Origin of the sequence: Streptacidiphilus neutrinimicus (genome assembly GCF_000787815.1) — a bacterium.
Classification (GTDB): Bacteria; Actinomycetota; Actinomycetes; order Streptomycetales; family Streptomycetaceae; genus Streptacidiphilus; species Streptacidiphilus neutrinimicus.
This window is the reverse complement of sequence record NZ_BBPO01000012.1, coordinates 110,401-128,458: the sequence shown is the minus strand read 5'-3', so window position 1 is coordinate 128,458 and position 18,058 is coordinate 110,401. Positions and strand designations below refer to the sequence as shown.

19 protein-coding genes, 1 tRNA gene and 1 pseudogene are annotated in these 18,058 nt (G+C 70.5%); 12 read left to right on the top strand and 9 right to left on the bottom strand.

Annotated features, from left to right (window positions below):
* The 4 genes and pseudogenes from TR48_RS11085 to TR48_RS11070 all read left to right on the top strand — a co-directional run.
* Positions 1–200: carboxyl transferase domain-containing protein (locus tag TR48_RS11085; RefSeq protein ID WP_042365870.1), on the top strand; the 200-nt coding region annotated here is incomplete at its 5' end.
* Between the two features lie 43 nt (positions 201–243).
* Positions 244–456: an acyl-CoA carboxylase subunit epsilon gene (locus TR48_RS11080; protein WP_042365869.1), complete on the top strand. Its 213-nt coding sequence runs from the start codon at positions 244–246 to the stop codon at positions 454–456.
* A gap of 346 nt (positions 457–802) precedes the next feature.
* Entirely contained in the window at positions 803–1,084 is a 282-nt protein-coding gene (locus TR48_RS11075) for a hypothetical protein (RefSeq protein WP_042365868.1), read from the top strand.
* Positions 1,085–1,345: 261 nt separating this feature from the next.
* Positions 1,346–1,950: pseudogene (locus TR48_RS11070) on the top strand (SDR family NAD(P)-dependent oxidoreductase); the annotation flags it as partial.
* Positions 1,951–2,084: 134 nt separating this feature from the next.
* Here TR48_RS11070 and TR48_RS11065 read toward each other — a convergent pair.
* The 3 genes from TR48_RS11065 to TR48_RS11055 all read right to left on the bottom strand — a co-directional run bounded on the left by TR48_RS11065 (position 2,085) and on the right by TR48_RS11055 (position 5,587).
* Positions 2,085–3,281: a chitinase gene (locus tag TR48_RS11065; protein ID WP_084729202.1), complete on the bottom strand. Its 1,197-nt coding sequence runs from the start codon at positions 3,279–3,281 to the stop codon at positions 2,085–2,087.
* Between the two features lie 285 nt (positions 3,282–3,566).
* The gene (locus TR48_RS11060) at positions 3,567–4,520 is read right to left on the bottom strand and encodes a 1-aminocyclopropane-1-carboxylate deaminase/D-cysteine desulfhydrase (RefSeq protein ID WP_084729190.1); all 954 of its coding nucleotides are present in this window, start codon (positions 4,518–4,520) and stop codon (positions 3,567–3,569) included.
* Positions 4,502–5,587: an LLM class flavin-dependent oxidoreductase gene (locus TR48_RS11055; protein ID WP_042365866.1), complete on the bottom strand. Its 1,086-nt coding sequence runs from the start codon at positions 5,585–5,587 to the stop codon at positions 4,502–4,504. Before TR48_RS11055 ends, TR48_RS11060 begins: the two co-directional genes overlap by 19 nt.
* Positions 5,588–5,790: 203 nt before the next feature.
* Between TR48_RS11055 and TR48_RS45400 the strand changes: the two genes are divergently transcribed.
* The 3 genes from TR48_RS45400 (at position 5,791) to TR48_RS11040 (ending at position 6,609) form a co-directional block, all read left to right on the top strand.
* Positions 5,791–6,123, top strand: a complete 333-nt coding sequence (locus TR48_RS45400; RefSeq protein ID WP_042365865.1) for a GPP34 family phosphoprotein — start codon at positions 5,791–5,793, stop codon at positions 6,121–6,123.
* Complete coding sequence (locus TR48_RS46565) at positions 6,024–6,485, top strand: GOLPH3/VPS74 family protein (RefSeq protein ID WP_369405571.1); 462 nt, start codon at positions 6,024–6,026, stop codon at positions 6,483–6,485. The genes TR48_RS45400 and TR48_RS46565 overlap by 100 nt, the downstream gene beginning before the upstream one ends.
* 47 nt (positions 6,486–6,532) lie before the next feature.
* Positions 6,533–6,609: transfer RNA gene (locus TR48_RS11040), tRNA-Lys, on the top strand.
* A gap of 253 nt (positions 6,610–6,862) precedes the next feature.
* Here TR48_RS11040 and TR48_RS11035 read toward each other — a convergent pair.
* Entirely contained in the window at positions 6,863–8,941 is a 2,079-nt protein-coding gene (locus TR48_RS11035) for a HEAT repeat domain-containing protein (RefSeq protein ID WP_042365903.1), read from the bottom strand.
* 218 nt (positions 8,942–9,159) lie between these two features.
* On the opposite strand from TR48_RS11035, the gene TR48_RS41790 reads away from it, so the two are divergent.
* The gene (locus TR48_RS41790; protein WP_152627912.1) at positions 9,160–9,342 is read left to right on the top strand and encodes a hypothetical protein; all 183 of its coding nucleotides are present in this window, start codon (positions 9,160–9,162) and stop codon (positions 9,340–9,342) included.
* Positions 9,343–9,435: 93 nt separating this feature from the next.
* Here TR48_RS41790 and TR48_RS11030 read toward each other — a convergent pair whose 3' ends face one another.
* The 4 genes from TR48_RS11030 to TR48_RS11015 all read right to left on the bottom strand — a co-directional run bounded on the left by TR48_RS11030 (position 9,436) and on the right by TR48_RS11015 (position 13,746).
* Positions 9,436–10,500: a hypothetical protein gene (locus tag TR48_RS11030; RefSeq protein WP_042365863.1), complete on the bottom strand. Its 1,065-nt coding sequence runs from the start codon at positions 10,498–10,500 to the stop codon at positions 9,436–9,438.
* 96 nt (positions 10,501–10,596) lie between these two features.
* Positions 10,597–11,403, bottom strand: a complete 807-nt coding sequence (locus tag TR48_RS43095; protein WP_042365862.1) for a hypothetical protein — start codon at positions 11,401–11,403, stop codon at positions 10,597–10,599.
* Positions 11,404–11,653: 250 nt separating this feature from the next.
* Positions 11,654–13,258 carry a tyrosine-type recombinase/integrase gene (locus TR48_RS11020; protein ID WP_152627910.1) on the bottom strand — a complete coding sequence of 535 codons (1,605 nt, stop codon included), beginning with the start codon at positions 13,256–13,258 and terminating at the stop codon, positions 11,654–11,656.
* 206 nt (positions 13,259–13,464) lie between these two features.
* The gene (locus tag TR48_RS11015) at positions 13,465–13,746 is read right to left on the bottom strand and encodes a helix-turn-helix domain-containing protein (protein ID WP_042365902.1); all 282 of its coding nucleotides are present in this window, start codon (positions 13,744–13,746) and stop codon (positions 13,465–13,467) included.
* A gap of 549 nt (positions 13,747–14,295) precedes the next feature.
* Between TR48_RS11015 and TR48_RS11010 the strand changes: the two genes are divergently transcribed.
* On the top strand, positions 14,296–14,997 hold the full coding sequence (locus TR48_RS11010) for a helix-turn-helix domain-containing protein (RefSeq protein ID WP_152627909.1): 702 nt from the start codon (positions 14,296–14,298) through the stop codon (positions 14,995–14,997).
* 908 nt (positions 14,998–15,905) lie between these two features.
* Here the strand turns inward: TR48_RS11010 and TR48_RS11005 are convergent.
* A complete protein-coding gene (locus TR48_RS11005; protein ID WP_042365859.1) occupies positions 15,906–16,658 on the bottom strand; it encodes a GntR family transcriptional regulator in 753 nt (250 codons plus the stop codon).
* Positions 16,659–16,797: 139 nt separating this feature from the next.
* Here TR48_RS11005 and TR48_RS43090 point away from each other — a divergent pair, with 139 nt between their 5' ends.
* From TR48_RS43090 to TR48_RS38760, 3 genes are read left to right on the top strand one after another with little or no spacing between them, the layout of a single operon-like run.
* Positions 16,798–17,136 carry a hypothetical protein gene (locus TR48_RS43090; RefSeq protein ID WP_042365858.1) on the top strand — a complete coding sequence of 113 codons (339 nt, stop codon included), beginning with the start codon at positions 16,798–16,800 and terminating at the stop codon, positions 17,134–17,136.
* On the top strand, positions 17,133–17,627 hold the full coding sequence (locus TR48_RS43085) for an ATP-binding protein (RefSeq protein ID WP_052442565.1): 495 nt from the start codon (positions 17,133–17,135) through the stop codon (positions 17,625–17,627). Before TR48_RS43090 ends, TR48_RS43085 begins: the two co-directional genes overlap by 4 nt.
* 11 nt (positions 17,628–17,638) lie before the next feature.
* On the top strand, positions 17,639–18,043 hold the full coding sequence (locus TR48_RS38760) for an ATP-binding protein (RefSeq protein ID WP_152627908.1): 405 nt from the start codon (positions 17,639–17,641) through the stop codon (positions 18,041–18,043).
* Positions 18,044–18,058: the final 15 nt, after the last annotated feature.

Genomic DNA, 18,058 nt, shown 5'->3' with positions numbered 1-18,058 from the left:
ACCCCGAGGCCAAGCGCGTCGAGATGGTCAAGCAGTACAAGACCGAGCTGATGCACCCGTACTACGCGGCCGAGCGCGGCCTGGTCGACGACGTGATCGACCCCGCCGCCACCCGCGAGGTCCTCATCCGCTCCCTGCAGATGCTCCGCACCAAGCACGCGGACCTGCCCGCCCGCAAGCACGGCAACCCGCCGCAGTAATCGTCGAACATCCGAGCAAGCACAAGCACCGAGGAAGGCAACGATGACCTCCGCCACCGTGCCGATGGTCCAGATCGTCAAGGGTGAGCTGGCCGACGAGGAGCTCGCCGCGCTGACCGCCGTCCTGATGGCCCGCGCGGCCGCGGCGCAGCGTGCGGCCCAGCCGCGCTTCGCCCACGGCAGCCGCCACCCGCAGGCCCGCTGGCGCCGCCTCGAGCGCGTCAGCAGCTACCGCAACCCGGTCAGCTGGCGCTGACCCGGACGCCGACCCGAACAGGGGCGCGGAGGCTGATGCCCGCGCCCCTGAGCTTTTCCCGCCTCGCCCACCTGGCCCTGCCTGGCTCCGCCTGGCTCCGCCTCTCCGTGTCTTGCTCCGCCTGGCCCGGCCTTGGTCTGCCTGGCCCGCCTTGGTCCGCCTCGCCCGCCCTTGGTCTGCCTGGCCCGCCTTGGTCCGCCTCGCCCGCCCTTGGTCTGCCTGGCCCGCCTTGGTCCGCCTGGCCCGCCTTGCTCCGCCGGGCTCCCGCCTTTGCGCGGCAGTACGTGGCGGTGTCTGGCGGTGCGGGGCAGCGCGCGACGGCTCGAGCCACTGCAGCAGCTTCCGCATGAAGTCCTCGACGAGCGCCGTCGGCCCCTGCATGCCGTCCAGCGGTCCGTCCGACGCCGCCCAGGCCTCCAGCGCCAGGCGGATCGCGTCCGTCGCCCCCGCGGCGATCATCCTTCGTTCGAGCTCGCCCAGGTTCGCCGGCCCCCGCAGGGCCGCGAGGACCGCGCTCAGCCCCTCCTCGGACTCCTGGTTCACCCGGTACCAGACAGCCCGCAGCGCGGCGTCGTCCGCCGCGGCCCGCAGCAGTCCGCGCGTGCCCTCCGCCTCCGCCAGGCCGTGACCGAGGGACCAGCCCAGCGTCTCCGCGGTGAGGGACGCGCGCGCCGCGCGCACCAACGCCTCCCGCAGCTCCGCGCCGGTCGCCCCCGCGGCCTCCGCGGCCACGAGCTCGCGCCAGCGTGCGCCCCCCGCACTCAGCAGGGGGAGACCGCGTCCTCCTTGTTGCGGAACTAGGCCGGGCTCGCCACCACCCGCAAGCTCGCCGCCGAGGCCGGAGCGGATGCGCGCCTGCACACCGTCCAGGTGAACATCGCCGACCCAGGTGAACATCGCCGACGAGGTGTCCGTGCGCGAGGCTGTCGCCACCGCGCTCGCCGCCCTCGGCGGCGGCGTGGACGTGCTGGTCAACGCCGCCGGCATCCTGCGCTCCTCGCACACCCACGAGACGAGCCGGAGCAGTTCCACAAGGTGATCGCGGTCAACCTGACCAGCACCTTCCTGGTGATCCGCGAGACCGTCCCGGCACTGTTGCAGGGCGACGCCCCGGCCGTCATCAACTTCAGCTCCACGTCCGCGAGCTTTGCGCACCCGTACATGGCGGCCTGCGCGGCGAGCAAGGGTGGCATCCAGTCCATGACCCACGCGCTCGCCGCCGAGTACAGCAAGCAGAGCATCCGCTTCACCGCCGTCGCGCCGGGCTCGATCTCCTCCGGCCTGACCGACGCCAGCGGCACCAGCGCGCAGAACGCCGGTCCTGGCCTGCCGCAGGATGCGGACTTCTCGCTGTTCGCCAGGCTCGCCCCGGCCCTCGGCCACGGCTTCGCCGGTCCGGACGCGGTGGCCGGCGTCGTCGCGATGCTCGGCTCGGCGGACGGCTCGTTCATCACCGGCACCGAGATCCGCATCGACGGCGGCACGCACTACTGAGCACCCCACGCACGGCGGCGGCGCATCACGGAGTCGGCGCTTCACGGAGGCGGCGTATGACGGAGGGGGCAGCCACGGTGGTGGCCGCCCCCTCCGTCATGCCGTCAGCCGCTGCCTCAGCAGAAGCCGCTGCCTCAGCAGGGGCCGTTGTCCGTCCAGACACCGGCCGCGCCGCCGGGGGTGTCGGCCTCGGTCCACCACTTTGCGGTCCACTGGTGGCCGTTGTAGCTGACCACCGCGCCGCCGTTGTACGCGGTGGTGGAGTTCCACGGCGCCGCCGTGCAGGTGCCGCCGCCACCGCTCGTCGGCGACGCGCTGGCGCTGGCCGTCGAGGTCGGGGACGAGGTGGGCGAGGCGGAGGCGCTCGCCGACGGCGTGCCGGTGGGCGGCGTCGCGCCCGCGAACTCCACGTCGTACTTGGTGAAGTCCCAGCTGTTCTGGGTCACGCTGCTGCAGGTGCCGGACGTCTGGCCGTTGTTGTCTGGCGGGCTGCACTGGCGGTCGCGGTTGACCGACCAGAAGGTATACCGGGCCATGTGGTTGGACTCGGCGAAGTTCAGCACCGTCTGGAAGTCGGACTGGTAGAAGTACTCGCCGCTGTCGCTGCGGCCGTTCATCATCGAGATGCCCTCGTGGGCGTACGCCGTGGCACTGTTCCAGCCGAAGGTGTTCATCAGCATCGTGTTGAACTGCTGCAGCGCGGAGATCTGGCTCGCCGCGCCGTTGAAGCCGCCGTCGAACGGCATGATGGAGAAGTTGTTCGGCGTGAAGCCGTCCGTCTTCGCCTGGTTGAGCATCTGCTGACCGAACCAGCCGGTGCCGGAGGTGGTTCCGGGCGTGGTCACCGAGATGTACAGGCCCGGGTTGTTCCGCTGCAGGATCTGCGCGGCGCCGATCTCGTTCGCGACGGCCGTGCTGTTCTCGTACTCCGGCTCCTCGAGGTCGAAGTCCATCGCGTGCAGGCCGTACTTGTCGATGACCTGCTGGTACGCGGCGGCGGTGGAGGCCGGGTCGGAGCAGGTCTGGCCCAGCTTAGTGCCGCCGTAGCCGCCGATGGAGACCGAGACGTCGCCGCCTGCCGCGCGGATCGCGGAGATCGTCGAGGCCACGCTGGTGTCACTGGAGACGGGTGCGGTGCCGCCCCAGGTCGGGCTACAGCCACCGCCGTTGGGCGCGAGGATGAAGGCGAGCTGGAAGGCCTTGAGGCCGGTCGCCGCCATCACGTCGGTCGGGTTCGGCGGGTTGTTGTCGAGCGGCATCAGATACGGAGCGGCGGCGTACCAGTTACTGCCGAGGGCGGCGGTGGTGCTGGCCTGGGCGCTGCCGCCCATCGAGGCCAGCAGCCCGCCTGCGGCGAGCGCGGCGGCGCCGACCGTCGCCACGATGCGGTTGGGGGTCAAGCGGAACACCTGGACACTCCTTGTGGGGAGGAGGGCAAGGACATGCGTGGACGCGTGCGGGCGCGAGGGGGCGCAGGGTGGGGGTGCACCCGCACGGATCCACGGTCCGTCCAGGGTGAGTGACGTGTCGACGGCGCGTCAATAGATTGGACTAGACCTAGGGCTAGACCAATACTCTCTTAAGGTTGCCTGCCCGCTCCGGCGTCGTCGCTCGGCTCAGCCCGCGACCACCACGACCACCGTCGTGCCGGGCGCGATGCCGCCAGCCGCAGCCCCGACGCTTTGCAAGCCCTCCAGGCCCTGCTGGCCCTCCAAGCCCTGGTGGCCCTCCATGCGCGCGAACAGCGCGCACAGCAGCTTCGCCTCGTAGGCCGGATCGAGGGCGAGGCCGTGCCGCGCCTCGAAGTCCGCTCGGAAGGCGTCCAGTTCGGGCGTCCGACGACCGTAGCCGCCGAAAATGGCCGAGTCGTCCAGGGCCCACTCGCCGCGTGGGCCGCCGAACGCCTGCCGTTGCAGCGCGCGCGTCTCCGAGGCGAGATCCGCATGCGCCAACGCGGCGAACCCCAGGGCGCGTTGGCCCGGCGCCAGGCCGGCGGCCAGTCCGGCGAGCATGCCGCCCGTCCCTACTGAGCAGCACACCAGCCCTGCGCCGCAGCCGCGCAGCTCCTCGCCCAGCGTCACGCAGCCGCGCACGCCGTCGGCGTTGCTGCCACCCTCGGGCACCACCCACGCGCGGCCGTACCGTCGTTGGAACGCGTCCAGGGCGTCCGGCTCCATGCGCGTCCGCCACTGCGCGCGGGTGATGAACGCCAGCTCCATGCCATCGGCTGCGGCCTGGGCCAGCACGGGGTTCAACTCCCGCCCGCGCAGCTCGTCCCCGCGCACGATGCCCACCGTCCGCAGGCCCGCCTCCCGCCCGGCCGCGGCCGCCGCACGCAGGTGGTTGGAGTACGCGCCGCCGAATGTCAGCAGCGTGTCGTGCCCCTCGCGCCGGGCCCGCTCCAGATTCGGCAGTAGCTTGCGCCACTTGGTGCCGCTCACGGGCGGGTGCAGCAGGTCGTCGCGCTTGAGCAGCAGCCGCACCTCGGCGCGCCGGACCCGCTCGTCGTCCAACTCCTGCAAGGGGGAAGGGCTGACCGAGGTCGATCCGGTCACCCGAGCAGACCCCATGCCTTCGCCACCAACTCGTAGGAGCGGCGCCGGGCCTCATGGCCGTGGATGTTGCTGGTGACCATCAGCTCGTCCGCGCCGGTCCGCTTCCGCAGCTCCTGCAGCCCGGCGCGGACCTGGTCCGGGTCGCCGACGACGACGTTCGCGAGCCACGCGTCGATGAAGTCCCGCTCCAGCTCGTTGTAGGGGTACGCCTCCGCCTCCTCCGGCGTCGGCACCAGACCGGGCCGACCTGTGCGCAGCCGCATCATCGCCAGCGCCCCCGAGCCCGCCAGCCGTCGCGCCTCGCGCTCCTCGTCGGCGGCGACGACGCCCACCCCGATCAGCGCGTAGGGCTCGGAGAGGACCTCGGAGGGGCGGAACGTCTCCCGGTACAGGTCCAGTGCGGGGACCGTGTTCGCCGCGCTGAAGTGGTGCGCGAACGCGAACGGCAGCCCGAGCCGCCCGGCGAGCTGCGCGCTGAAGCCCGACGAGCCCAGCAGCCACACGGGCGGCCGCCCCTGGCCCGGCGCGCTCGCTTCCCCGGGCACGGCCTTGAGCCGCTGGTAGAGGTGCCCGGCCGGGAAGTCCGCGTCCAGGAAGTGCAGCAACTCGCTGAGCTGCTGCGGGAACTCGTCCGCCGCGTCCGTCCCGGCCCCGCGTCGCAGCGCCCGCGCTGTCGCCTGGTCCGTCCCCGGCGCCCGCCCGAGCCCGAGGTCGATCCGCCCGGGATGCAGCGCGTGCAGCATTCCGAACTGCTCCGCGATCACCAGCGGCGCGTGGTTCGGCAGCATCACCCCGCCGGAGCCGAGCCGGATCCGGTTCGTGTGCGCGCCCAGGTGCGCCAGCAGCACGGCGGGGGAGGAGCTCGCGATGCCGGGCATCCCGTGGTGCTCGGCCACCCAGAAGCGCGAGTAGCCCCACTGCTCGGCGTGCTGCGCCAGGGTCGTGGTCGCGGCGAGCGCCTGCGTGGGCGTGTAGCCCTCCCCGACGGTGGCCAGGTCGAGGATCGACAGCGGCGTCTCGGCCGCTCCCGCCGCTCCGGCCGCTCCGGCCTGCGTGGTCTCCTGGGGGACGGTCTGGCTCATCGTGCGACTCCGCGGGTCTCGAGGGGCTGCCGGCTCTGACTTGGCCCGTGTCTTCTGTGTCCTCCTTCTGGGCAACCGCCGCCCACGGCATCCTGTTCCCACCCGAACCGTTCGCCCGCGCCGGGAACCAGCCTGCTCGCGGGAACGTGACTCCTCTCACATGGACCCGTCGCGCGGCCCGCCGCCCACGTCCAGGAGGCCTCATGACCGACGGATTCACCGACCCGACCGTCTGCCTCCCGGAGGACCTGCTCTTCCTCTGCGCCCGCCCGGGCGACGGTCGGATCCGGCAGCCGCTCTACCTCGCCCACGCTCTCGCCGGCGCGATCCTCGCGGAACTGCACTTCGCGGGCGCTCTGAGATTCGACGGAAAGCGTCTCCACGCCAGCGCGAGCGGGTCACTTCCGCACCCGGCCTGGCAGCGGCGGCGACGTCCCTGCTCCCCACCGTCGTCGGTCCGCGCGGAGCGCGCATCTCCCGCTGCCTGCTGCGCCTCCGCCGACGCCCGGGCGCGCGGCCCTACCTCGACAGCCTGACGGCCGCCGGCCTCCTCAGCCGGGACGAGGCCCGTCTCCTCGGCTTCATCCCGGTCACCACCCACACGCTCACCGACCCCGACGCCCGCGCGTCCCGGGTCGCCCGCATCGACGGCGTCCTGGCCTCCCCGCTGACGGCCCCACCCCGCGACCTCGCCCTCACCACCCTCGCGGCCACCGTCGACCTGACCAGCCATCTCCACCCCACCCGCCCGGACCGCCAAGCCCGCCGCCTCCTCACCGACCTCACCCGCGCCGACCCGTCTCCTCCGTTGTCGCCATCTCCATCCGCCGCGCCCGCTCCTCCGCCTGACCCCCGCCCCCCACCGTGGTGGTCACGAGCACCCCCGCAGGTCAGGTAGTATTTCTGTCGTGCCGAGGCGCGGGAAACCGCGAAGAGAGCACACCGGCGCCGCTAGCTCAGTTGGTTAGAGCAGCTGACTCTTAATCAGCGGGTCCGGGGTTCGAGTCCCTGGCGGCGCACCACCAAGGTGGTATCTGACCTGCGGCTTCATGATTGATCATGAAGCCGCAGGTCTTTTTTGTGCCTGAGGTGGGAGCAAGGTGGGAGCCCGGGCGCGGGGCGGATGTGAACGGCTCGGATGAGTCCGCTCTGCCGTGCCCCGCGCCGGGAGAAGGCCGGTCAGTGCCGCGTGAGCGTTTTGGCTGGCCTGTGTGACCGAGACCGTCGGCCCGCCCCTCTGGAGCAAGCGGCCTCGCATCGAGTACTGACGTTGGGTCAGGTGAGGCGCCGGATGACCTCCTGGCCGATGCGCTGCAGGTCCTCGTCGTTGCCGATGCTGGAGAACCGGCCACCGCGCCCGGGGAGGGCCAGTTGGGAGCGGAGCAGGGGCAGGGCGGGTGCGGCACTTGTGCCCATACGGTCCAGGCAGGCCACGGCGTTGTTGGCCGTCGCCGGGTTCTTCGTCCAGGCCTGGAGCAGGGTGTCCAGCACCGCCGGTGCCTCCGGCTCGCCGCCGATGTCCCAGAGGGCCGCGGCGCAGGGGACGCGGACCCATTCGTATCCGTGCGTGAGGAGTGAGCGCAGGCGCGGCAGCGCTGCCGCGGCCGGGGCGCCGATCTGGCCTAGGATCCCGGCCGCGTCCGAGATGCGGAAGGTGATGTTGTCGTCCAGCAGGCCGAGGAGGAGCGGCATGACTTCCTCGTGGTCGCCGCCGATGGCCCAGAGCGCGGCGACGGCTGCTGGGCGGACGTGGGCGTCCGTCGCTCCGGTCAGTGCTCGGATCTCGGCGAGGGCAGGTGCCGCCGCCGGGCCGAAGGCGCGCAGGGTCTCCAACGCCGGGGAGGCGATGCCCCACTGCTCGTGGGCCACCGCTGTGGTGAGCGTGTCGTGGACGACTGGCAGCGCGGCCGGGTCCCCGAGCGCGGCGAGGGCGGACAGCGTGGAGCGGACGCTCATCTCCGCAGGCCCCTGTGCGTCGTCGAGCCGACGCAGGTGATCACAGAGCCGCGGCACCAACGCGTCGGCGGCCTCCGGCAGAGCGCCGGCCACCTGGACCGCGCGCCAGGCGTCGACGCCGCTGTCGAAGGCAGTGATCAGACTGGGAACAGCTCGCACGTCGCCGAGGCGGGCCAGGGCGCGGACGGCCTCCTGGTGGGCCCGCCGCAGCTGGGGGTGCGTGGCTGCCCACACGTTCGGCCCGTAGGTGGCGCGTTGCTCGGCGACGTGCTGGGCCAGCGCCTCCCGGGCAGGTCCGGCGATCACGTGGCAGGACTCCAGGACAGCCGCCGCCTCCGCGGCGACCTCGAGGTGCTCCGCACCCAGCTGCCCGGCGACCAGCGTGATCAGTGACGTGTGGTCACCGCGCCAGGCGCGCATCACGTCCCCGCTCATGCGCAGGGCGTCCAGCCGCGCGCCGGGATCGGGGTCGCGCAGCTGCGCCGCCAGCAGGGCCGTGCGCTGGGGCACCCGGTGCGCCAGGGTTTGGTGGAAGGTGCGCAGCAGGTCGGTGGTGGGGGAGTGGACGCGCCCGTGTCGTTCGAGGTCCTCGAACGCGGCGAGGATGTGCGGCGGTACGCCGTTCGCCTTTGGCTTTGGGGAGTTCTTGCGCGGCGGGTCCGCCCACGTGGAGGCCGGGACGTGGACCTGTGCGAGCTCGCTGAGCAGCTCCATCGCGGCGGGAACGACGTCGGGACCGATCCGGTCCGGAGCACACCGCGCGCGCTGGACCACGGCTGCGAGCCGGATCTCGGGCGCGACCGACCGGTCCGAGGCAAGCCCGGTGAACCACGTCGTCGCCTCGTCCGAGGCTGTCGGCAGACGCAGGGCCAGCTCCGCCATCGCCTCCAGGAGCAGCAGCCGCTCCACGACCCCCGGCTCCTCGGGAAGGCGGGTCCGCAGCAGGTGAGCTGCCCGGTGCGCGTCTTCGAGGAAGCACCCCAGCGCCGGTATCGCGGCGCGACGCAGCCGCGCGTCGGGCTCCGAGGCAAAGCCGACGAACACGTCCGCACGCTTGCGCATCGTGGCCCCGGCTCCGGTGAAGAACTCCGCGTCGCCGTCTTCCACGTCGCCGCGCTCGACCGCCGACTGCCCAATGCTGACGATCAGTTGCACGATCTCGGCTCGGTCGGGCGTGCGGTGGTCCTCGGCCAACTTGAAGAGGAACGGCAGGCTGGCGATGGTGGACGGGTACACGGAGCCCTGGTGGTGCACGGCCCCGTAGTACCGGCTCAGGGCCTTGCCTCGCTCCTTGGGATCCGTGGAGCGGAGGGCCGCCAGCAGGGCCGGCACCTCCTCGGCGGAGCCGTAGGCGTGGTGCAGCGACGACCAGTCGATCTCGTGAAGTCCGTTCAACATGGTCGGCACTATGCCTCGCTCCACCGACATCGGCCCGAGGCGTCGACTGCGAGCCCATGAGGCGTTCGTCGGAGCCGACCGTCAGGCCGATGCGGTGCCGGCATGGCCGTCAGTCGACACCAGGCACAGCCCCGATCGCAGGCCCGCCTGTCGGTGGGTGATGAGACGATCGAAGTGTGAAGATGCCCAGGACAACCTGCAGCAGGTGCGGCAGGAACGTGGCTGCGATACCGGGTGGCGTCGCCGGACACTGGAACGCGGCCCGTCACGATGAGCCGCACGTGGGCGTGCGCGAGGTCCTGGTGTCGTGCACGGGCTCCTTGAAGCCGGTCGCGGTGGAGGACTTGGTCTACCAACTTGCCTTCTATGAGCCTGACGAGACCGCTCTGATGATCTTCTGAGGAGCCTGCTGCCGGCAAGCGTTGGCTTCCAACATCAGCGCCTGCGCCTGCGGGGCGTTCAGGGGCTACCAGGCGTTGGGTGCCTGTTCGGGGTCACTGTCGATGGGGCCCGTGCGGACTCCAGCCTCCCAGGTGCGGGCGTAGTTCGTCGGAGGTGATGACTGGCTCCTCGACGAGGCTCGACAGGTGCTGGAGAGGGTCGATGCTGTCTGCGTGTTCTCGGGCCCATTCGATCCACTCGCTCACCGCGTTGGCAGGTGAGTCAGTTGGCTCTGTCCGAAGGCGTTGCTCAAGGGCATTGCAGTAGTCCCGGATGTTGACCGCGAGCCGCCAGGACTCCGTTTGTTCTTGGATGGCTTTCACTCGATGGGTCTCGCGGGCTTTCCGGTGGGCTCGCTCCATGGCGGCTTGCCAGGCCTGCTGGGTGCGCTGTGCTTCAAGTTCGCGCTGATGTTGCCGCTCGATCTCGGCATCGGCTCGCTGTTGAATCTCATGCATCACCGCGGGGAGCTTGTCCTCCAGGGTCCAGCGCTGTCGGTCGCCCCATTGGTGGCGTCGCCCTCGGTGTTCCCAGGACCGCTCCTCGATCCGCAGGTCGAGCTGGTGCGTCGAGTTGGCTTTGGTGGCTGTCACCCGTTGCCAGGCATATCGGACGCTGTCGGCGTCGAGAACTTCGCTGGTGCCCTCGCTCAGGGAGAGGGGGAACTGTCCGCCGTCCGAGGAGATCACGATGTCCCCACGCGTGTCGGCGGCCGGGGCGGCGACCGTGTAGCCGTGGGTCTGCGCGGCATCAGCGAGCGCCTGCAGGATGCGCCGGGCGCGGGCGTTGCACGCATCGCAGACAGGGGGTCGGGCCGAGCGCACGGCGGGGTGCAGCTCCGCCTCTCCCACCGAGTCGGGAACGGGCACCGGTGCCGGGATCTCCCTCGTGTGGACAGGGTGGTCGCCTTGCACGAGGCGGACGACGAGGTCGCCCTTGTCACGACCGGAGTGCTGGAGATGATGGCCGGGCGGTACCAGCCCCGCTGCCTTGACCGCGTGCACCAGGCGGCGAAGCCGGGCTCGCTCCTGCGGCTCAGGATTGAGGAAACGAAGGACGCCGCCGTCGCGCCGAAGCTGTTCGACGAGACTGGCGACTTCGTCATCCAGTATGGACACGATTTCCTCCTATCAGCGCTGGTCTGCGGTGCACGAGGCTGGGCGGGAGCTCCGGTGAGTGCGCTGAGCGTCCGGTGTCGACCAGTTGCTCAGTGTCTACTGCCCGCTCAGCTCGGCGTTCCGGACGACATCGAGGGGTACGCCAAGGCGCTTGGCGAAGTAGTCCGCGGTGTCCCGCTTTCCGGCTGCGCGGAGCGCCGTGATGGCTTCCTCCATCAGCTTCCCGATGCGCACGACCTCGATGCGTAGCGCGGCCAGTTCGTCGCGGCTGTCCAGCGCTTCTGTCCCGCACCAGCCGCTTACGAGGTCCCAGGCCTGGCGGAACTCGGCGTCGACCTCGGCACAGACTTCTGGGCTGACGACACTGTCGGGTGTCTTGCCGCGGCCGGGGTAGTGCTGCCCGTAGATCGCCCGCTGCTGCGCGCGCTCCTCCATCCTCGCGAGTTCGGAGAGCAGGACTTCGGCATGCACCCTAGCCAGGAATTGCGCGGTGGCCAGGGTTGTAGGCCACGGGGCGATGATTGTGCCGTCATCACCGGGTTGACTCCGTGGATCGGCGAGGAAGAAGGCATCCGAGACGCCAAGCAACCGGCACAGCCCTGGAATGTCCTGGAGGAACAGGAGGCCGCGTACGCGCAGGTTGTAGCCGATTTCCGCTCGGCCGTTCAGGGGGCAGGTGTCGAAGACGAGGTTGGCTGCTCTGAACCCGGGGTCGTCCTGATCCGGTGCGTCCTGGGTTAGCTCGGCCCACTGGCGTTGCGCCTCCAGCCACGTGTCCTTCTCGGCCCAGGGAGCCCGCAGCCGCGCCGGCGGGACCCATTCCTCGCGGCCCTCATCCTCCTCAGCGGTGAAGCGGACTTTGACGCGCTTGGGTCGCTGCGTGCCGACCTTGAGGACCTCCACCTCACGTACCGGACCGTGCTCGGGGCTGGCACGGTAGGCCCACCGTTGGCCGGGCGTTAGGTCCCTGTCTCCAGCGTCTCCCATGACACCATGCTGCCCGAGCGAGGAGGCATCGCGCGGAACCCTCGGCTGGCCGTTCGCGATACACGACACTCAGGATTCGATGGCTGAGTACGTCAGGGATGAGTGGCTGCCAGCGCAATCGGATTCTCGTCCGCAACGCTGGCAGCAGGGTTGGGGCCGCTATGACTCAACCGGCGTCGTTGAGATTCCTGGCGGCCTGCGTGAAGATCTCCGCGAGGGCGGCTGCGGCGCTGTGCTTCACCTCGTTGACGACCGACTGGTAGGTGTCACGGGTGAAGGTGCTCGAGGAGTGACCCAGGGTCTCCTGGACGACGCGGGCGTCGATTCCGGCCGTGAGGGCGTGGGTGGCGGCGCCGTGGCGGAGGTCGTGGAATCGGATCGGCGGCAGGTCGTATTGCTCGATCAGTTTCTGGAACTCGTCGGTCACGTGCGCCGGGTGAAGTGGCCCGCCGTCCGCCTGGGTGAAGACCAAGCCGGTGTCGATCCAGCCCGGGCCGTGAGCGAGTCGTTGCTTGCGCTGCTGATGCCGGTGTTCGGTGAGCAGAGTGACGGTGGCGGGGTCGAGCGCGATGACGCGTTCGCCGGCGTCGGACTTGGGGCGGCTGGTCTGGGTCTGCCAGCCGAGCTGGATGATCTGCTGGCTGACGGACAGCGTGTGGTTGTCGAGGTCGAGGTCGACCCAGCGCACGCCGCACGCTTCGCCACGACGTAGACCGGTGTGCGCGGTGAGCCAGTACAGGACCCGGAGTGGGTGCTCCGCACTGGCGATGAGGAATCGGGCGGTCAGTTCGGCCGTCCACACCATGACGGGGGAGGGCCGCTCGCCGGTGGCGCGCCAGCGGGCGACGCGCTCGCGGGTCCAGATCTTCGGCTTGGGTCGATGGCGGGCGGGGAGTTTGACGAGTTTCGCGACGTTGACGATGACGAGCTGCTCGTTGGCGGCGTCGGCCAGCGCGGCGCGGAGCGTGGCGCGGATGCCGTGGATGGTGGCGAGCCCGGCGGTTCGGCGAAACGGCGCCATGGCGCGCAGTTTGCGCCGGGCGGCGCGGCAGGCCTTCATGCTCCGCTGGTCCCACGCCTTCTTCCGCGCTTGCTCGACGGCCTCGCGGGCGGCGTTCTCCTCGATGACGAGATGGTTACTGGCCTCGATGGCCGTGAACATGGCGTGGAGGTGCGCGGTGCGGAGCCTGTCGAGCCGGCGATGGCCGAGGTGGGGGAGCAGGTAGAGGCGGATGTTGGCCTCGTAGAAGCGTCGCGAGTTGGGTGCGATGTCACGCTTCATCTCCAGCCAGCTCGTGAGCCATTCCCCCACGGTCATGTCTGTGTTCACGGGGCGCCCGAGGGTGATCCGGCTGCGCAGCTGCTCTGGATCGGGGAGGGGCTCCTTGGCACGCAGTGCGGCGCGGATCAGGGTGGCGATCTCGGCGCGGCAGTGCTCGGGCTCATCGGCCTTGTCCGCGAGCGCGAGGAGTTCCTGGACGTGGCGCAACGCGTCTTCGGCTTCGTCGAGCGTCTGGTGGCCACCCTGGCGCAGGTGCTGTCGGGGCTGATCCGGGCCAGTGGGGACCTGGAGCAGCCACGACCAGGTGCCGTGCCGGTGGTTCCACCGCCCGCCCGGGCGGCGCAGCTGGGGGCAGTTGGTGCCCAGTTCCCTGCGGCGGATCCGCCCGGAGGCGTCGCGGACGGGATTGCCGTCGTCGTCGAGCACGGGGACCTTGCAGCCGCAGCGCTTGTAGATGCTTCCGGCCATCACGACCTCTCGTTCGGTCACAGCGCCACCAGCCGATCACGGCTGATGGGCGGGAGTGGGCTGGCTGCGTCGGGGGGCCGCCGCAATCAGCTGGTCGGTGGTCGATCCACGCTCTGCACGGCCTATGTTGTCAACGACGTCTTGGCTGCTCACAGTTGGTGTGATGAGTCGGCGAGCGCGCCGTCGGTTGGCCTCACGCGAGGTGAAGCCAGCCGACGGCGGCGTTGTCACTCTGAGTGGAGGGGCGTCTCGGGCTGGTCTGGCTCGGGGACGGCGATGCCGAGAAGGCGGAGCAGGACGGCGGTGGCGACGCGGTGCTGGTGGCCGGCTTTGAAGGTCGGGCAGGGGAACCGGTCGTCGCGGACGAGGGCGTAGGCGGTGCTTCGACCGATACCGAGCAGCCGCGCCGCGGTAGTGAGATCCAGTGTGGGCGGCAGATCGCTCAGATCGGCCAGCCTCGGCACGCCGCCGGACGCGGCCCTGGCCGCGGCGGTCGGCTGGGTGGACATGGACGAAGGCTCAGCGGCTGGGAACTCGGCCATGTGATCACCTCGGGGAGGTCGTTGCGGCGAAGACGTCGGCACCCCAAGAAACGCAATTTTCCGCGCGATCCAAACGCATGGTCAGAAATTCGATCTCTCGCATGCGGATTCTAATCGTTGGCGGTGGCTGCCAAGCCGGTCGGGCGAGCTGCTTTCGGGGACTTCTGCAGCGGGGTATTTGTGCAGTTCAGGGCCGAACCTCCGGCGCACCTCCATCGGATGGGACGACCAGGTCGGAGCCACAGCGGAGGTCCGACGGAGGCCATCGAGCCACGGCAGACCACGACAGCTGCCTGCCAGCGGAGGCCCAGCCGAGACAGGAACGCGCGGACCCGGCCCCGGACCCGGCTGACCGGGTTGCCGTGGGGGCGGCCGTTGCGAGTTGCCGCCGTCGACTTGACTTGCGTGGGGGTCCAGAGCGATCGATTGGACCACGACCCGATCAGCGCGGCGGCCACCGCCCGGGCCGCCCCGGCCGGGGACCAACAACAGCACCACTGTGACCGGGAGGTCCCCATGACCCTTACGACCGCGTCCGACAGCGCGGACAACCTCACACCCAGCGCCGCACGGATCTACGCCGCCTTGCGGGCTGCGCCTGGCAGCAAGGTGATCGAGGTGGCCCGCGCAGCCGGCACCGCCAACTCCACCACCGCCAACCAGCTCAAGCAGATGGAGCAAGACGGCCTCGCCCGCCGCACCCGTGGCGGCAGCGACGGCAACCGGATCCTCCCCGACCGCTGGTACCCCGCCGCCACCGCGGCCCCGGCCGGGCCGCAGGAAGTCGAGTCCCCGGGCCGGAACAGCGTGCGTGCCGCCCCCGAGCGCCCCGCCGACTCGGATGAAGAGACAGCCGCGCCTTCCCCGGGCCAGGAGAGCGAACAGTCCGGCGAGACCGCGACACCGGCGGACCGACACGGGCGTGCAGACGAGCTGAACTCGGCCGCGCAGCCGGACACGGCCCCCGACGTGAGCCCGCCGGACGCGCCTCCGACGGGACGGTTGGGCCAGGGCGGGCTCAGGGACCTGGTCCGGGGCTTCTTGGATACCCACCGGGAGACGGCGTACTCACCCACCCGGATCGCACGTCATCTGGGCCGAAGCTCCGGCGCGGTCGCCAACGCGCTCGTGACCTTGGTCAACCTCGGTCAGGCGGAGATGGTGACGGCCAAGCCCCGCACCTACCGCCTCCGGCCGACGCCGACGAAGCCGAGCTGACGAGATCCGGGGAGGGCCGGACACCACGTGCCTGGCCCTGCCCGGGCGTGCGCCACCACCGGCGGACGTGCGCCCTTCGAGTGCTCCCAGCGCGCCGCGGCGGACCGTCCAGTGCACGGCACCGCGCAGGCCGCTGGGCGGCACGAGTACGGGGGCCGTCTCCGACCGTAGGCCGCAGAAGTGCACCAGAGAGGCCGCGAGCGCACAACCAAGGGACGCTGCTGGCCGCCCCGCGCGCGAAGACCGGGGACGACATGCTCCCCGGGTATGGAGTCGGGGCACCCAACGCTACGGAGATCTGCCCAGTGACCTGCGGCTTCCTGCCTGTCGGGGTATCCAATCTGTGACTGGAGGGGGTATTGGACCCCCAATTGGAGGGGGATGATTGGACGGGTTACTGGCCACAGGGAAGTTGAGGAACCGTCGGCCCAGTTTTTCCCGCAATGTAGAGCGACAGCCACACTCCCCTGATCGCCATCACGGTCACCAATCGACCGCTCCACGGCCACCGCGTCGATCCACCGCTGGTCCGAGAGCTTGCCCTGCGGAATACCAGGCGACCTCGCCCTGCCCTTGCAGCCTTTTCGCGGCGCGGACACGAAGTTCGATAGGTCCAGTCCCGCCGCACACGCGACGTCTTCCGATCGCCCTGGCGCTGTTCGATCAACCCTGGCCCTTGCGGCCCTGGCCAGGGTCTCGTGGTGCTCCGCCCATCATGGATCGGAGGCCCGACGTGTTGATGCTCGTCCTGCTCCGCGTCACCATCGGCCCGCTTTGCTCTGCGCCGCCCACGTCGCCGCGCACCGCCTCGGCCCGGGCACGGGCCGAGGCGGTGCGGCCGCCGTCACGCGGGCGACCATCCACGCTGCCAACCCCGTCGGACGCGCACTGCGCCGACTGGGTCGCAGTCACACCTTGATCGCGGTCTCGACGACAGTGGAGTTGCCGCGCCGCACAATGGGGTCGGCGACCTCGACGACACGACCGGTATCGCTGACCATGCGCCTGGTCCAGCGCAGGACCGGTGTGCCCGAGGGCAGCTTCAGCGCGGTTGCCTGCGCGCGCGTGGGCATGTCGGCGGTCCAGGACTCCTTGACCTCCGCGACCGTGATGCCGAGCGTGGCGAGCTGGGCGATCGTCCCACCGGGCCAGGGCTCGTTGATCGGATCAGCAACTGGAGTGCCGGCGACATCAGCCCACAGCAGATAGGACGTCGACATCTGGGTGGGCGACTGGTCGTCGGCGTAGAAGACGAAGTGCCGTGCCAGCAGCGGCTCCCCCACCGGACAGCCGAACAGCTCAGCCAACTCAGGGGTGGCTGCTGCGCGCTCGAAGCGCTTGTCGAGCCGGTACTCCTGCCACCCGAGGTTCTCGTCCACGGTGTACGGCGTCGACGGCTCCGGTCGCCGCCGGTAGCGGTCGTCGGTCAGCCGGTACACGGTCGGGGCGCTGCGCACGAGCGTGCCGCGCTTGCCCCGCATCTCCAGCAGCCCCTCGGTGCGCAGGAGCGCGAGGGCGTTGCGCACGGTCGTGACCGACACCGAGTAGAGGTCGCACAGCTCCGGCAGAGTCGGGATCTGCGTGCCAGGCGCGTACTCGCCGCTCTTGATCCGGGCGCGCAGATCCTCGGCCATTGCCTGGTAGGCAGGCTGATCGGCCATCAGCGCTCCCTTCACTCGTAGTGAACGATCAGTTGTCTTTACTCAGAAACTTAGGCGAAGCGGTTGACTGACGCCAGGTTCAACGCAAATCTGAGTACACAGAACATTCTCTTAGCTATGAGAAATAGAGGGAGGGCCTATGGACCCGTCCTGGGCCAAGAGCTGGTGGCCGAACGAAGAAGTCCAGGCCACCGCCTGGGTGGCGCACAAGCTCTCCGGCACCGACATCAGCCATGCCGCCGCCGTCCTCGCACAGCAGCTGTGCGCCGCCGCCGGACAGTCGGTCCACCTGACGCTCGCGCTCGCGGACACCCGCGTGCGCCTGACTGTCCGCACCGAGCACCCAATCGACCACGTGGCCATCGCCTCCTGGCAGGAGCAAGCCGCCGGCGTCGCCCACCGCTGCGGCGTAGCGGGCGAGCGAGAGCTCTGGGCGGAACTGGACCGCTCCACCGAGGAGTCGGGAGCTGCATCGTGATCGCCGCCTTCACCACCTACGGGACCGGACCGCTGACTGCGGTACCCGCCACGCCCGAGCACGGTGCCTTGGTGGCAACGGAAGCAACCCCCTCTGCCGTCCCGAGACTGCGCGGAATCGTCCGACGCGTGGCCGCCAACTGGGGCCTGCCAGACGACGCCGTGGCCGCACTCATGCTGGCCAGCAGCGAGCTCGTCACTAACGTCGTCGTTCACAGCGGCAGCCCCGACGTCGAGCTCTTGCTAACCGCAACCCATGAGCATGCGGAACTGCGCATCCGCGATCACGGCCGCTGGCACGACCCGGAACAGCGCGGCGCGCTCCCTACCGGCGGCCGTGGCCTCGATCTCGTCCGCGCCCAGGCCGACCTGCAGCTAATCCCTAGCCAGAACGGTACCGCCGCGACCGCCCGCATCCCGCTCACTCCGGCCCGGCACCGAAACTCTCTGACCGGACCTGCGGGCTCTGCGTCCGCCGGAGAACGCCCGTGACGGCCGCGACCATGACGACTAAGACGTCACGCCTCCTCCACTGCACCACCAACCTTGCCTGCACACCGGCCTCAGTCCGAATCGCCCGTACTTGGGTCCACCAGTGGCTGATCTCCGACGGCGCACCCGAGGCGGTGACCACCGTCGCGGTGCAGCTGACCAGCGAGCTGGTGGCCAACGCTGCCCAGTGGACCGGCTGCTCACGCGTCGCCATCCGCCTCCGAGTGAACAACCAGCGCCTGCGGGTCGACGTAGAAGACGGGTCTCGCAGCCTGCCCGTCCGGCTTCCCGCCGATTGGGACGATGAGAACGGCCGCGGCCTGAACGTCCTGCAGGCCCTGGCCGACCGCTGGGGGGTCACCGTACACCCCCTCGGCAAGGCGGTCTGGTTCGAGCTCCGCGTCCCAGCGTCCTAGCCCACCAGGCAATCG

Bases quoted from the DNA above. Each gene is read 5' to 3' on its own strand.
- TR48_RS11080 (WP_042365869.1), top strand. From the start codon at position 244: ATGACCTCCGCCACCGTGCCGATGGTCCAGATCGTCAAGGGTGAGCTG.
- TR48_RS11075 (WP_042365868.1), top strand. From the start codon at position 803: ATGAAGTCCTCGACGAGCGCCGTCGGCCCCTGCATGCCGTCCAGCGGT.
- TR48_RS11065 (WP_084729202.1), bottom strand. From the start codon at position 3,281: ATGGGCGGCAGCGCCCAGGCCAGCACCACCGCCGCCCTCGGCAGTAAC.
- TR48_RS11060 (WP_084729190.1), bottom strand. From the start codon at position 4,520: ATGGGGTCTGCTCGGGTGACCGGATCGACCTCGGTCAGCCCTTCCCCC.
- TR48_RS11055 (WP_042365866.1), bottom strand. From the start codon at position 5,587: ATGAGCCAGACCGTCCCCCAGGAGACCACGCAGGCCGGAGCGGCCGGA.
- TR48_RS45400 (WP_042365865.1), top strand. From the start codon at position 5,791: ATGACCGACGGATTCACCGACCCGACCGTCTGCCTCCCGGAGGACCTG.
- TR48_RS11035 (WP_042365903.1), bottom strand. From the start codon at position 8,941: ATGTTGAACGGACTTCACGAGATCGACTGGTCGTCGCTGCACCACGCC.
- TR48_RS11015 (WP_042365902.1), bottom strand. From the start codon at position 13,746: ATGTCCACCCAGCCGACCGCCGCGGCCAGGGCCGCGTCCGGCGGCGTG.
- TR48_RS11010 (WP_152627909.1), top strand. From the start codon at position 14,296: ATGACCCTTACGACCGCGTCCGACAGCGCGGACAACCTCACACCCAGC.
- TR48_RS11005 (WP_042365859.1), bottom strand. From the start codon at position 16,658: ATGGCCGATCAGCCTGCCTACCAGGCAATGGCCGAGGATCTGCGCGCC.
- TR48_RS43090 (WP_042365858.1), top strand. From the start codon at position 16,798: ATGGACCCGTCCTGGGCCAAGAGCTGGTGGCCGAACGAAGAAGTCCAG.
- TR48_RS38760 (WP_152627908.1), top strand. From the start codon at position 17,639: ATGACGACTAAGACGTCACGCCTCCTCCACTGCACCACCAACCTTGCC.